The organism is Synergistetes bacterium HGW-Synergistetes-1, from assembly GCA_002839185.1.
Lineage (GTDB): Bacteria > Synergistota > Synergistia > Synergistales > Synergistaceae > Caenicola.
On sequence record PGXO01000010.1, the window covers coordinates 1 to 12,917 of the forward strand.

Here is a 12,917-nt window from a genome sequence, read left to right on the forward strand (position 1 = left end):
CATTTCGATCTGACCTATATCAAATATTATCACCTTTGGCCGTAACAAGCCACACAAAAAAATAGCAGTTGATCAAATTAACATACTATATGAATATATGAAAAGACTATAGGGGGCAAACCTGGACTAAATGCGGCTGAGATACCGTTAAGACAGCCGGGGAGAGCACCGGCGGCAGCGATTGGCAAGCGTGGGCAAGCGGTTGTTAAAGGCAGGCGGGGAGTGCATCCGCAGGGAATTTGCAGCCTTTGAGCTGTGGTGAATTCGCGACATTACAATAGTGAAGCTGCCGTAAAACCATCGGCGTGAAACTGTGGTGAAGCAATGGTGAAACGGTTGTAAGGGCATAAAGAGATCACTGTCGCTGGTAAATTAGCATCGCTTCGCATCGGCGACAGGGTAGCTGTTTCTTCTGTCCTATCAGGTGTTATCCAGGCAAACAGAAGATTTAAAGAAGATGTAGAAGCCGAAGTTCAACTGGGGAAAAAAGTCGAAGATATCCCCGAATTTTTGGGTTTGTGAATTATGTAGGTCTTACCCCGCTGACCTGCTTTTATAAACCATATTTACATAAATTACGACGAATATATGATCAACAATAACACTTATTACGACGATATTTTGATTAAATTTTTACGTTAAATACGTAAAGAATTAGCATCGCTTCGCATCGCGGTGAACTCAGGATCTATGACCCAATTCTAAACGGCTTGAAGGGCCGCATATTCCCGGGGTGAAGGTAATGATAGAAATGTTAGATATGACCATAGGTCTTGCCCTTATAGGTCTTCTTTATATGGTGGCGTTTTTTTGAGATCTTCTCTGATTTTGCGGTACATAACGATCGGGCCGTCTCCGGGGAGGAGCTTTTCATCGGATCTTAATGCGGAAGCTTTGGGCTTTTGTGTGATAACGATCCTCTTATCCTGCCTTTCGATTTTTATGTTCGCAAATTTGCCTATATAGGCAATAAAGCTGTTCAGTGGCCTGAAGCTTGTAGCTTTGCAGTAAAACCTGATGTAAAGGACGGTATTTTCATCATCAACGGGAGCAAAATAGATAATGACTTTAATCTTCTCGCTGATGTGGTTCACCCAGACATTGGGGAACATAAAGGAGACATGGGTATCCTTTATGACGCACTCTTCCGGCGACCGGGGCTTTTGCCCGTGATCCTGCTCGTTATTGGCGCTGGTGGTCAGGATCCCGTCTTCCCAGATCACCTTAGGGCCATTGACCAGGGTCTTGTTTCCTCTTCCGATGGTGCTTTTATGTACGAAAGGAAGATGCACTACATCCAACTGGTTTTCAATGCATCTTGAATAGTGCGAGTTCCAGTGGTCTTCGACCTCGCTGAAGACGTAAGAATCATCGATCTCATTATCAAAGAACGGAAGATCCTGTTTGATTTTTTCCTCGTCGCCATACCACATATAGATGATGCCGTTTCCTTCCCTGACGGGGTAGTGCCTGACGTTATACCGACTGATGTCAGCGGCAGAGGATGTCCCATTTGCGGGAATAAAAGTACATTGGCCGATCTTATTAAATTCAAGTCCATGGAAAGGGCATTGGATGCAGTCATCCTTGACCTTGCCTAAGCTAAGCGCAGCGCCGCGATGGGTGCACTGGTCGACCACACAGCCAAGTTCGCCTTTGCTGTTTCTGAATAACGCCAGATCCAGACCCATACGTTTTACGCCCGTGATCCGGTCAGCCTTGACTGCTTTTGATGGCAGTATTGCATACCACTGATTTGCGATCATTCCATAGGCTCCCTGCATAAAAATAGTCAACGATCAGTGAATCAACTCTTTATTCTGTTTGTTGTAAGCTAAAAGTCCCGGTTTTGCAACGGAAAATCCCTCAAATTGAATAAAGGCTGTCGGATCAACGCCGGGAGGAGCATCCGCCGGGGAATTTGCAGCGTCTGCGCTGCGGAGAATTCGCGACATTTGTCGCCGGTGAATTTGCATTGTTTCGCATCGCGGTGAATTCAAGATTTATGACTGCCAATTAACCGATGAATGGTTCTTTCAGCAAATTCTCCGTGGCTTGAAAAGCCACAATTTCCGGTGGGAATTGCATTTGAGGGGGATAGATTGGGAGCATTGTGATGACAAGGTCAAAAATATGTCTGTCAGGGTTTGTGTTGTCCGATGCTTACGGCTAGAGTATAATAACGACAACGAGGTGGTTCTGGTGAACACAATTTATACAATTGGATATCAAGGTGTAAATATTGAGGAGTTTATAAAATACTTAAAAAATAACAAAATCGAAGTTCTTGCCGATGTTCGGCAGCGGCCATATTCACGTAAGGCCGGATTTTCTAAACAAGCGCTTAACATCAAACTGTCGGAAGTTGGTATTGCCTATAAACATTTTGAAGCTTTGGGATGTCCTGTTCAGATCAGAGATCAATACAAAGTTGATGCAAATTGGTCTGCTTACTGCGAAAGTTACAATAAATTTTTAGTCAATGAATCCATTATATTAGAATCACTTGCTTCATTTATCAAAAGCTTTCCCTGTGCGATCTTTTGTTTTGAAGCTAACGCGAATTTCTGTCACCGCTCGTTGATAGCAAAATCAATTGCACTGATGCACCCTGAACTTACGATCAACAACTTGTCTTTTGAAAAACAACCTAAAAAAGAGACCCCTGTTCAGCTTCGCCTGTGCTGGTCTTAGGAGGATATAGGAGACTGACAGCGAGCCACTGGTTTGGGTGTTGGTGTATGTTACCTAAAAGTAACTTCAAGTCTCTTGTTTTCATATATGATTCCATTCGTGCCCTAAAAGGTTCTTGCCAGCCTTCTCCATTAGATTTTAAACAATTAAAGTACAAAGCCCCGCTTTCCCAATCAGTAATTTTAAGTTTGACTTCTCGGTCTTCAGTATCCGAAGTTTTTGCATTAAAAACATAATAGAAATCATAAGGGATCTTTCGAAGTGTGAATCTGGGCAGCCCGGCCTCTTGAGGAGTGAAAAGGGAATTTTCATTCTCAAATATTTTGAATGAAGCAATGGGGGCAGACCTACACAATTGACAGATCCAGAAAACTATTTGATCGCCGTCTTGTCCATTTGTTGATCAATACTAGCGCGTGTTTCCCTTTGTGGTTTACTCACACATGTAATTTCAGCGATCAGGGAAAAGACAGGATGATATAAAACCCCCAACTGCTGAGGTTTACTCGGCAGTTGGGGGTTAATCGCGGCAAGATTGTTACTATAAGATAGATCTGACTTATGTTTAAGTATCAAAATTGGGTCTTCAAAGATTTTTTTGTTTTGATCTTGGATAATTAAACAAGCTTTTTGCCAGCTTAATTTTTGGGTTATCCTGGACAGCAAGATCACCTGTCCATTGACTCATATCTGAGGTCCTTTTCCAATTACCATCTTGCCTCTGTAGTATTTATTTTTGAATTCAGCAGCATTATCGGCAAATTTTTCTAATCCCTGGCTTTGAATATATGAAAGATTGTAAACCTTCAAATTATGGGGCAGCTTATCTGCACGGTCAGCAGCAGGATTTAACTTAGGACAGGGATAATCTGCACATTCAAAACAAAAATTGACTTTTCGCTCCTGCGCACATTGATAGGTTTCACATTCTCCATCGATCGCCGGACAGTCCCCTTCTCCCATTCTGCATCCAGGACAAGACAGGCGTTCGGCACTTATACCCACACTTACAAGATACTTCAACAATTGAGGATTTTCCTTAGCTTTGTGGCATTCGCATTCAGCACAATAAATACCACAGACTGCGGTCATTTCAAACACTTTAGATGATTTATCCAATTCGTTCATTTTAGAATCGACCTCCCCATCTAGTTATTACTATAATAATATTAACATCAAAGCTTATCTACACCCATGTATTTTCATGGCACCAAAGGGAGACATGTAGATCACCATTGTCGTTGCGATAGTCGTTCTTGAAGGTGTGATCCTTCATTGCTGATATTCTAAATACGGGCATGATCGGCAAGAGGCCAGGAAAGGTGCATTTACCTGTGGTTTTTAATTGCCGGGGATAGTTTTTGAAACTTGCCGGCCGTTTAGGGGGCAATTGCATTAAAAGGCTGTTAGCTCTTCGACCTGCATCAATTCATAGATCGTGTTTAATGTCCTATAGGCGTAAATATTGCAGGCGGTAGAGATTATAATGACTATCATTGAAATAATTACGACTGCCCTGTAGATCTTCTCTTTCCTCTCCAACGGCATATCTTCAAACTTTTTCATTAAGCACTACCTCTTCAATAGGATCACGACATAAATTGATTATCCGCGAACTACGTGTTTTACCATTGCCGGAGCATTAGTGTGTGTTTGCCGATGCATAAATTCAGCAGAGGAGTACAATAAAATTTGATAGATTTGAAGGAGGAATATTACATGGATATGAAAAAACTTATAGTTACCATGTTGGTTTTTGCGATGCTGTTTGTTGCTCCCATTGCATCTTTTGCGGAAACAACAGAAACTGTAGCTGTAACTACCGCTCAGGATGAAAATGTCGCAAACTCCATTTCAGAAACTTACAATATGACCGTTACCTCACAGGAGATAGCTGATCTGCATGCTGCATCTCTCGGTTACGGCGAGATATCAACAGCATATGGTATCTCTTCGCTGTCGGGTGTGACAGTTAGTGAGTTGCTTGGTATGAGGGCAGCTATGGGCTGGGGCGAGATAGCCGCAACTTACGGAGTGAAAGTCTCTGATGTTAACAGAAATACTCATGCCGTTGAAAATTCGCTTAAGAATATGGAGAAAGAAAACAACAGGGCCTCAAATCAGAAGGGGCTAAATGCTGGTAACTCCAATAATTCCAATGCGGGCGGCAACTGCGGCGGTAATGGCAACGGCAACGGTGGCGGCAACGGCGGCGGTAACGGCGACGGTAACGGCGGCGGTAACGGCGGCGGGAAAAAGTAACCTTTTCTGCTATAACAAGTAACTGTACAAAGGTTATACTTTTGGACGGTTTATAGGTTTGACATCAGGGGTTTTTGGCTTTTGCCAAAGACCCCTTTTTTGCAGCACCATAGTGGAAAGGCCTTCAGACAGATCGCTTGACCACTCCCCAACTGTTTCACGCGACCGCATTTGTCACAGTTTCACGATTCTATAGGCAATGAAGGGATCTGCCGCGTCTACGCGACGGGGAATTTGCAGCCTCAAGGCTGCGGTGAATTCGCGACTTTACAATGGTGAAGCTGCCGGAAAACCATCGGCGTGAAACTATAGTCAAGCAGTAGTGAAACGGTTGTAGTGGCATGAAGAGATCGTCTTCGCTGGAGAATTTGCCTGACTGAGTCAGGCGGAGAATTAATGATTTAAGGGCAAATTAAACGCTGAATAGTCCCTTCAGCAAATTCAACACGAGTGTTTTTCTCGTAAATTCACCCAAGTGCATTTCTAGCATATTCCCCGCGGCTTGAAAAGCCGCAGCCCCCACATAAGGCGTGTCATAAAATTTAATTAAATTACTATTGTTTTTATGACAAACGAAGCATATAATAATGACGATGGAAAGGATGAGTGATATGAGTAAAATTAATATGATCGCTGAACGGATAAAAGAATTTCGGAAGAACAGTGGATTGAGTCAAGCTAATATCGCCTGTTTCCTTGGTGTTGATCAAAGCCTGATCTCAAAAGCTGAAAATGGCGAACGCAGCCTTTCGGTGGAGATGCTTGAAAAACTTGCTGCTCTGTACGGAGTAAGTATGTTGGACTTTGAAGAAGACTCTTTGCCGGTCAGCCCGCTTAAATTTGCTTTGCGGGCAGGAGAACTGACAACAGTAGATATGGAGGCTGTCAGTGCAATAAATCGCATCGCACTCAACTCTGAATTTATGGCTGATTTGCTTGCAGGAGAGCAAAGATGATCTGCACTGCCGATATTATGACAAAATCAATTAAACTTAGAACGAAACTTGGCGAAGATGCCAATTCACCCATTGATATTTTTGCACTTGCGCAGGACATCGAACAACTAACGATCGTCTATTATCCGATGGGTGAAAATCTAAGCGGGATCTGCCTGAAAGGTGCTGCCGGCAATAATGTCATAGCGATCAATTCTTTGATGACCGTAGGGCGGCAGCGCTTTTCATTAGCCCACGAGTTGTACCATTTATATTTCGATAAGAATATGACAGCGGTTTGTGCCCAAAAAATCGGTATGGGTCAGGAAACCGAGAAAGAGGCAGACTTGTTTGCGTCCTATTTCCTCATGCCGGCTGCGGCACTTCAAACAAAGGTTGAAATGCTGAAAGCAAAAAACAACAGCGATGATCTTTCAATTCATGATGTGATCAGATTAGAGCAGTATTTTCAAGTCAGCCATCAGGCTGCTGTCATACGTCTTAGGCAAGACAAGCTGCTGAATGCAGATGCAGCTGATGCGATGATGTCGGAAGGTGTCCGGCGATTTGCGGAAAGCATGGGATACAGTACCGAGCTCTACAAACCACTGCCTGCCGAAAAACAGTATATGACTTATGGCAATTATATCGACCAGGCGGAACAAGTTTTAAAAAGAGGACTAGTCTCTGATGGAAAATATGAAGAGTTGCTCCTCACTGCATTTCGCTCTGATCTGGTTTATGGCGGCAATGAAGAAGGTGAGGAAGTAATTGACTGAGCCTCTCTTCTTTGATAATGACTGCCTTTCAGCTTTTTTGTGGACCGGAGACGAAAGTCTTCTCGTAAAACTTTACCTGGGAAGAATTATGATCTCCATGCATGTTTACATAGAGCTTTCCTCTCCCGGCGTAGAGCACCTTCGGAGACGAGTCGATTTGTTGTTAAGTTCAGGTAATGCCGTGCAAATATCAATAGAGTCCGACACGAAAGCATATACCATTTATCGCAAGCTCACCTCAGAACCGGATGCAGGGCATAAAATTATCGGTAAGGGAGAGGCTGCCGCGATCGCACTTGCCAAATGCAACGATGGGATCCTGGCAAGCAATAACCTAAAAGACATTGCCGATTATGTGAGTGATTATGGCTTACAACACCTCACAACAGGTGACATCCTCAAAGAGGCGTTGGAACGCGGCTTTATAGATGAGGTACAGGGCAATTTGATCTGGAGTAAAATGTTGGCAAAACGGCGAAAACTTGGGTTTGTCTCTTTTTCAGATTTTCTTGCCGCCAATTAGGGGGATTTGCAGCGTCTGCCTATCTTTACGACTGCTGTGCCGCAGGGGTGACTATGGCAGTCATGTTTGCATGGGTGAGGGTAAGGCCGGTTTTTTCTTATCTTTAAGTATTTCCCCAATGTATGTTGAACCCAATATAAGGATCCCGCCGATGATTTGAAGGACGGTCAGTTTCTCTCCGATGAAGATCACGCTGAATAAGATGCCGAATAAGGGCTCCAGGTAACTGTAGAGTACTATTTCAAGATATTTCATCTGTGTGGTCAGGGAGAAGAATATGGTATAGACGATACCGGTATGCAATACGCCTAACAGAATGGTATAAATGACTGCCGCAGCATCCAGATCCCGAACCGTTAATATATTCCCTTCTGCCAGTACAAATGGCAGTAAAACGATCATCGCTGCAGATATTTGTACGAAAGTCCCGGTTTGATTATCCACCCTGGATCTTATGCTCCGGTTAATAAGGATAATTGTTGCATAGAGCATTCCTGAAACTGCACTGAGTGCCATTCCCAAGTACCCGTATCCCTCTGACAGATTTTGTCCGACGATCATAAACAGCCCCAGAAATGAGAAGAAAACCACAGCGATTTGAATCTTTGAAATGGTCTCTTTCAGTAAAAGGGGGGCGGCTATCATCACATAGACCGGACACATGTTATAGATGATCACAGCTGATGAGATACTTGTATGCTTATATCCATAGAATAAAGTCAGCCAGCCAAAGCCCAATAACGAGCCCGAAATGATGTAAGGCTTTAAAAGCCGCCATTCCACCTTTTCAGTCTTTTTCATTTTCAATACCGCAAAAAGAACCGGCAGCGCGATCAATGCCCTTAGGAAAGCCAGGCTCAGCGCAGACAATGGAATGGATCTTGTAAAAACTCCCAAACTGCCCCATATGACCATAACAAGAACTAATTTGATTCTGTTCATAAGCTCACTCCTTATATTCAGCTGCGTCAAGGTTAGCAAATATTAAGGAGCTGTATTGTATAAAATTGACACTATCCTTTTAATTGCGCTAAATATGTTGCCGGTGTGGTCCCATACATTTTTTTAAATTCCCGTATCAGATGAGCCTGGTCGTAAAAGTTTAATGCCTCACATATTTCGAAAACGTCTGTGCCTTTGCCTAACAACCTTTTTGCTTCCGCTACCCTATGTTGTAAATGGTATGCCGCAGGTGTGGTTAGATAAGATTTTTTAAAATTCCTTATTATCGTGAACTTGTTAAGTCCGGTCAATTGCTGAAGCTTATCCAATGTAATGACGTCCTTTACGTGATTTAAGATATATTCACGAATCGTTGCGGCAATATCCGATGTATTTGAAGCGGCAGCTTTCGTAATGTCTTTTTCTGCAAACTCTATCAATAGTTCAATAAGAATATTTTCCAAGGTGTCCGGGATCTTTTCGGTCAGCAGCTGTTCGATAAAGCCAATTAATTTTTGTACTCGATCGCCTGTTAATTTTTTTGCCTGATCAAATCTTATTAAATCGCCATAATAGCCGGGATCAACATATAAAATCGTGTATGCCCAGTGATCGAGATCTTTAGGTGAGCAACAGTGAGTCATCAACGGCGGAATAATCACGCCGTCGCCTGTTTCATAGTGGATAGTCCTGTCGTTCAATTTTAAGTCGGTGGATCCTTCTATGATATAACCCAGTGTAAGTTCATTATGGACATGGGCCTTGTATGCATGGGGATCGTTTGAGCACAGCTTGATCTCCACGCCTTCAATAATGCTTCTGCAATATTCCATATGCCTCTCTTTCTCGATACTGCTCATATGATCTCATCCTCCAGCGGAAACCCTCTCCGCCCGTATCTGCGACTGTTTCCACCAAACGCAATTGGGATTTAGAGCGAGTGATGACGACGCAAGGATCTGCCGGAAAAACATCCGGCGGGAGTCAGTAGGGAATCGATTGGAAATCAGTTGGTCCTTAGTTCTTCACAATTGCTTCGCCACTGCTTCGCGGCGATGAAATCGCCACTTCGCGCGGCATCACCATGCCGCACTTCGCCAAAGTATTGAAAGATACGTCGAAGTGAAGGATTTTGAGTGTTGCTAAGTCAGCGCCGCTATAAATCTCAATTGCGCCAATTGCACGATTTCTGCCAAGCAGCATAGTATGATTCCTTAACCGCCGACCTGAAGCACATCCTGTCCATCACGCGGAGGCTCTCTACCGAAGTTCCTGCGGGCGTACACGCCTGGGTGATCAGTTCCTTTATGTCTGCGCCGCTCTCTTCCCACATCTTCAGGCATCCTTTGATCGTCTGGAAAACCATTTCAACTGAAGTTTTATAGTCCAGGCCGCACAAAACTGCGGAATCGATCATCGATTCGAAATAACAGAGGACAGGTGCAGGGCTGGTCAAAGAGGTAAATATGTCTATTTTGTCCTCCGAAACGCTGAAGCATCTGCCCAGAGTACTGATCAGGGCAAGCACATCCGTCTTTTCTTCCGGGGTGATGTTCCCGTTTAATGTCACAGGCACTGCACCCTCTCCCACCCTGCTGGGCGGGTTGGGAAGTATCCTTACCGCTTTGATGTTTTCTATCGAATTCTCATAAAAAGAGAGCGGGATCCCTGCTGCTACTGAGATCAGGATTTTTTTACCCATATTTACAGACTTAAGGTCGTTGATGACTGACGGCACAATGTGGGGGCGGACGCATATGAAGATAATGTCACAAGAGTTCGCCGCATCGGCATTATCCTTAGCAGCGCTTATTCCATATTTTAATTCTAATTCTGCCGTTCTCGAGACATCAGGTTCTGATACAACGATTGAAGAACCCTCAGCAGCACCGCTCTCAATAAATCTGTTGATCAGTATCTCAGCAATATGTCCCGATCCAATGAACGCTATCTTTTGCCGCATGACTTACACCTCCGGTTAACTCTGTACATAATGCACAGTCAAGGAATCTACAGATTTCATATGGGTATTATATACCGCGGGGGAATTTGCCACTTCGTCGAGTCTTATGGAGTTGACAAGTAAACGCTCGTTAACTATAATACTGGTGAACGAGCGTTTACTGCATAAGGAGGATCCCTGGATGGCCGACACAAAAGAAAATATTTTGCACACTGCGCTCCGCCTGTTTGCGCGGGATGGATATGAGGCCGCTTCAGTCAGCGATATCGCCGGGGAGCTTGGCATCACAAAAGGAGCTTTATATAAGCACTATAAGAATAAGCAAGATATTTTTAACAGCATTGTGGAGCGTATGTATCAGATCGATGCTGAAAGAGCGAAAAAGTTTGAAGTGCCGGAGGAAACATTTGACAGGTCACCGGAGGCCTACCGGAATACTGATATGGATAAGATCACGGCTTTCATCGAAGCGCAGTTTCATTTTTTGACGGAGGATGAATTTGCCCGTAATTTCCGAAAAATGCTTATATTAGAGCAATACAGAAACCCGGAAATTGCCGAACTGTATCAAAAATGCCTTGTAAGCGGACCGGTCAGTTATATAGAAGATCTATTCCGTGAAATGATGGAAAGGGGTATTTGGGACAAAAGCGATCCGAAACAGCTTGCACTTGAGTTTTATGCGCCGTTTTATCTGCTGCTTAGTATTTCGGATGCGTCGCCTGAGAATAAAGAGCCCGCTAAGTTGCTAACGGTGCACATAGAGCGTTTTATAGAAAAGAACCCCGCACTGCGTAAAGACAAATAATGACCGGTGCGACACAAATTAATAGACGAAGATAAGGAGTATGACAATGGAAGATATGACGATCCACGAATTTGATTTTGCACTCATAAATGAATTTTTCATAGAACTTGAACGCCAAGGGCCAGGCAGTCCCGAAGAAACGATCAGGGCGTTGAGTTTTATACGGAACCTTTCAGATAAAACAAAAATAGCAGATCTGGGCTGCGGCACAGGTTTTCAGACAATGGTCCTGGCACAAAACACAGAAGCCACAATAACCGCACTGGACCTTTTCGCCGGTTCGATCGACAAACTTAACGCAAAAGCCAAAATACTTGGTTTACAGAACAGGGTCAAGGGTGTCGTCGGTTCAATGGACGATCTGCCCTTTGGAGACGAGGAATTCGATATCATATGGTCTGAGGGAGCCATTGGCAATATAGGTTTTGAAAAAGGCCTGGCCCACTGGAAGCGCTTCCTCAAAAAAGAGGGATACGTCGCCGTGACATATGAGTCATGGTTTACAGACGAGCGCCCCGCTGAAATTGAAAAATGGTGGACAGACGCAGTCCCTGAGATCAGCACGATAGCGCACAATATTGCTGTCATGCAAAAAACAGGATACGTTCCAGTTGCCGCATTTACGCTGCCCGAAACCTGCTGGACAGAAAATTATTTTGCACCGCAAAAAGCCAGACAGGAGGAATTCCTGAAAAAGCACGCGGGGAATAAGGCCGCCGAGAATATGATCGCATTCATGAGGCGCGAGGCAGAACTATATGAAAAATACAAGCGGTACTATGGGTATGTCTTCTATATTGGCAAAAAAGTTGGCAATTGGGGCATATCGGAGCGCTAGCTTAGCAACACTTGCGGTCCTGCGCGTCAACGTATGCCCAATACGCCTCCGCTTGAACCACTGCGTGTTGCGTCGCTATCATCTCCGATCTGCCCCAATTGCAATTTTGGAGACGCTATCGCTAAAACCTAAAAGCACAGCGCTGACTTAACAAGGCTTGCGGAACCTCCCTTCGACGTATTGATATACGCCTTCAAAAGGCTCCGCTGCGCATTGCGTCGTCATCATCTGTTCTCTATCCCAATTGCGATATTAGGAGGCTATCGCTAAAACCAAAAGCACGTCGTCATCATCCTTTGACTATGTTCTTACCTTCTGATTTTGCCTCGTATAACTTTTTATCCGCATTATTGATGAGTTCATCAAGGGTCTTTTCATTTTGGAGACATTTTACTCCAATGCTTACAGAAACCTTGACCGGTGTTGCATCAGAAATATTTATCTCTGCTTCTGCAATGGCAGCCCTTATACGTTCAGCAACCATGAGTACTGTTTCTGAATTCGCATGTACCAAACCGATTAAAAATTCATCTCCCCCATAACGCCCAAGGATATCAAAACCACGCATCTCACTTTTTGCTGTGGCAGCAACTTTTGTCAGGACAAGATCTCCGGCACTGTGTCCATATTTATCATTAATGTTTTTAAAATCATCAATGTCCATCATTAAAATGCCAAGTGGCAAAGCATCATTTCGTGCCTGGTTGAAAACCTCTGTCAGTAATTGATGAGAATATTGTCGATTATAGGTTTGACACAAAGCATCATTTTGTGCCATTTCCTTGAGTAATTGACCTTCAACTTTATCTGTAACATCCATACAGCTGCCGATGAAGCCAATAAAAATATTATTCTTATCGTAAAAAGGGACTCCGCGATCATTGATCCATCTGTATTGACCGTCGTATCTTTTGAGACGATAGTCCATTTCAAACGGACGCTGCAGTTTAAAATTATCAAGAAAGATTTTTACGCATCTGTCTAAATCGTCTGGGTAAACGCCTGCAGCCCATCCAAATCCATATTCCTCTTCCATAGTGCGCCCTGTGAAATTGAGCCATGTTTTATTAAAGTAATTGCATCCGGTACTAAGATCAGCTCTCCATATCATGTTTGGAGAAGAATCAACGATCAGTTGGTACTGTTCAAGATCCATCAATTTATGAAGAGGGG

Annotated in this window: 14 protein-coding genes; 7 read left to right on the plus strand and 7 right to left on the minus strand. The window is 43.7% G+C overall.

What is annotated here, in order from left to right; genetic code table 11:
- Nucleotides 1-779: 779 nt before the first annotated feature.
- The gene (locus tag CVV54_08495) at nt 780-1,766 is read right to left on the minus strand and encodes an aromatic ring-hydroxylating dioxygenase subunit alpha (GenBank protein PKL03738.1); all 987 of its coding nucleotides are present in this window, start codon (nt 1,764-1,766) and stop codon (nt 780-782) included.
- A gap of 322 nt (nt 1,767-2,088) precedes the next feature.
- Between CVV54_08495 and CVV54_08500 the strand changes: the two genes are divergently transcribed.
- Nucleotides 2,089-2,694 carry a hypothetical protein gene (locus CVV54_08500; GenBank protein PKL03739.1) on the plus strand — a complete coding sequence of 202 codons (606 nt, stop codon included), beginning with the start codon at nt 2,089-2,091 and terminating at the stop codon, nt 2,692-2,694.
- 372 nt (nt 2,695-3,066) lie between these two features.
- Here the strand turns inward: CVV54_08500 and CVV54_08505 are convergent, their stop codons facing one another.
- Nucleotides 3,067-3,366, minus strand: a complete 300-nt coding sequence (locus CVV54_08505; GenBank protein PKL03740.1) for a hypothetical protein — start codon at nt 3,364-3,366, stop codon at nt 3,067-3,069.
- 12 nt (nt 3,367-3,378) lie between these two features.
- On the minus strand, nt 3,379-3,822 hold the full coding sequence (locus CVV54_08510; GenBank protein PKL03741.1) for a hypothetical protein: 444 nt from the start codon (nt 3,820-3,822) through the stop codon (nt 3,379-3,381).
- 591 nt (nt 3,823-4,413) lie between these two features.
- On the opposite strand from CVV54_08510, the gene CVV54_08515 reads away from it, so the two are divergent.
- The 4 genes from CVV54_08515 (at nt 4,414) to CVV54_08530 (ending at nt 7,193) form a co-directional block, all read left to right on the plus strand.
- Complete coding sequence (locus CVV54_08515; protein ID PKL03742.1) at nt 4,414-4,956, plus strand: hypothetical protein; 543 nt, start codon at nt 4,414-4,416, stop codon at nt 4,954-4,956.
- 587 nt (nt 4,957-5,543) lie between these two features.
- Nucleotides 5,544-5,912, plus strand: coding sequence for an XRE family transcriptional regulator (locus CVV54_08520; GenBank protein PKL03743.1), 369 nt, complete (start codon nt 5,544-5,546; stop codon nt 5,910-5,912).
- Nucleotides 5,909-6,670 carry a toxin-antitoxin system, toxin component gene (locus CVV54_08525; protein ID PKL03744.1) on the plus strand — a complete coding sequence of 254 codons (762 nt, stop codon included), beginning with the start codon at nt 5,909-5,911 and terminating at the stop codon, nt 6,668-6,670. The genes CVV54_08520 and CVV54_08525 overlap by 4 nt, the downstream gene beginning before the upstream one ends.
- The gene (locus CVV54_08530; GenBank protein PKL03745.1) at nt 6,663-7,193 is read left to right on the plus strand and encodes a hypothetical protein; all 531 of its coding nucleotides are present in this window, start codon (nt 6,663-6,665) and stop codon (nt 7,191-7,193) included. The genes CVV54_08525 and CVV54_08530 overlap by 8 nt, the downstream gene beginning before the upstream one ends.
- Nucleotides 7,194-7,253: 60 nt before the next feature.
- Here CVV54_08530 and CVV54_08535 read toward each other — a convergent pair whose 3' ends face one another.
- The 3 genes from CVV54_08535 to CVV54_08545 all read right to left on the minus strand — a co-directional run bounded on the left by CVV54_08535 (nt 7,254) and on the right by CVV54_08545 (nt 10,098).
- Nucleotides 7,254-8,135 carry an EamA family transporter gene (locus CVV54_08535; protein ID PKL03746.1) on the minus strand — a complete coding sequence of 294 codons (882 nt, stop codon included), beginning with the start codon at nt 8,133-8,135 and terminating at the stop codon, nt 7,254-7,256.
- Between the two features lie 71 nt (nt 8,136-8,206).
- Entirely contained in the window at nt 8,207-8,995 is a 789-nt protein-coding gene (locus CVV54_08540; protein ID PKL03747.1) for an AraC family transcriptional regulator, read from the minus strand.
- A gap of 305 nt (nt 8,996-9,300) precedes the next feature.
- The gene (locus tag CVV54_08545; GenBank protein PKL03748.1) at nt 9,301-10,098 is read right to left on the minus strand and encodes a hypothetical protein; all 798 of its coding nucleotides are present in this window, start codon (nt 10,096-10,098) and stop codon (nt 9,301-9,303) included.
- Nucleotides 10,099-10,279: 181 nt separating this feature from the next.
- Between CVV54_08545 and CVV54_08550 the strand changes: the two genes are divergently transcribed.
- Together CVV54_08550 and CVV54_08555 are read left to right on the plus strand one after the other, a co-directional pair.
- Nucleotides 10,280-10,906 carry a TetR/AcrR family transcriptional regulator gene (locus CVV54_08550; protein ID PKL03749.1) on the plus strand — a complete coding sequence of 209 codons (627 nt, stop codon included), beginning with the start codon at nt 10,280-10,282 and terminating at the stop codon, nt 10,904-10,906.
- Between the two features lie 46 nt (nt 10,907-10,952).
- Complete coding sequence (locus tag CVV54_08555; GenBank protein PKL03750.1) at nt 10,953-11,744, plus strand: SAM-dependent methyltransferase; 792 nt, start codon at nt 10,953-10,955, stop codon at nt 11,742-11,744.
- A gap of 289 nt (nt 11,745-12,033) precedes the next feature.
- On the opposite strand, the gene CVV54_08560 is transcribed toward CVV54_08555, so the two are convergent.
- Nucleotides 12,034-12,900, minus strand: a complete 867-nt coding sequence (locus tag CVV54_08560; GenBank protein PKL03751.1) for a hypothetical protein — start codon at nt 12,898-12,900, stop codon at nt 12,034-12,036.
- Nucleotides 12,901-12,917: the final 17 nt, after the last annotated feature.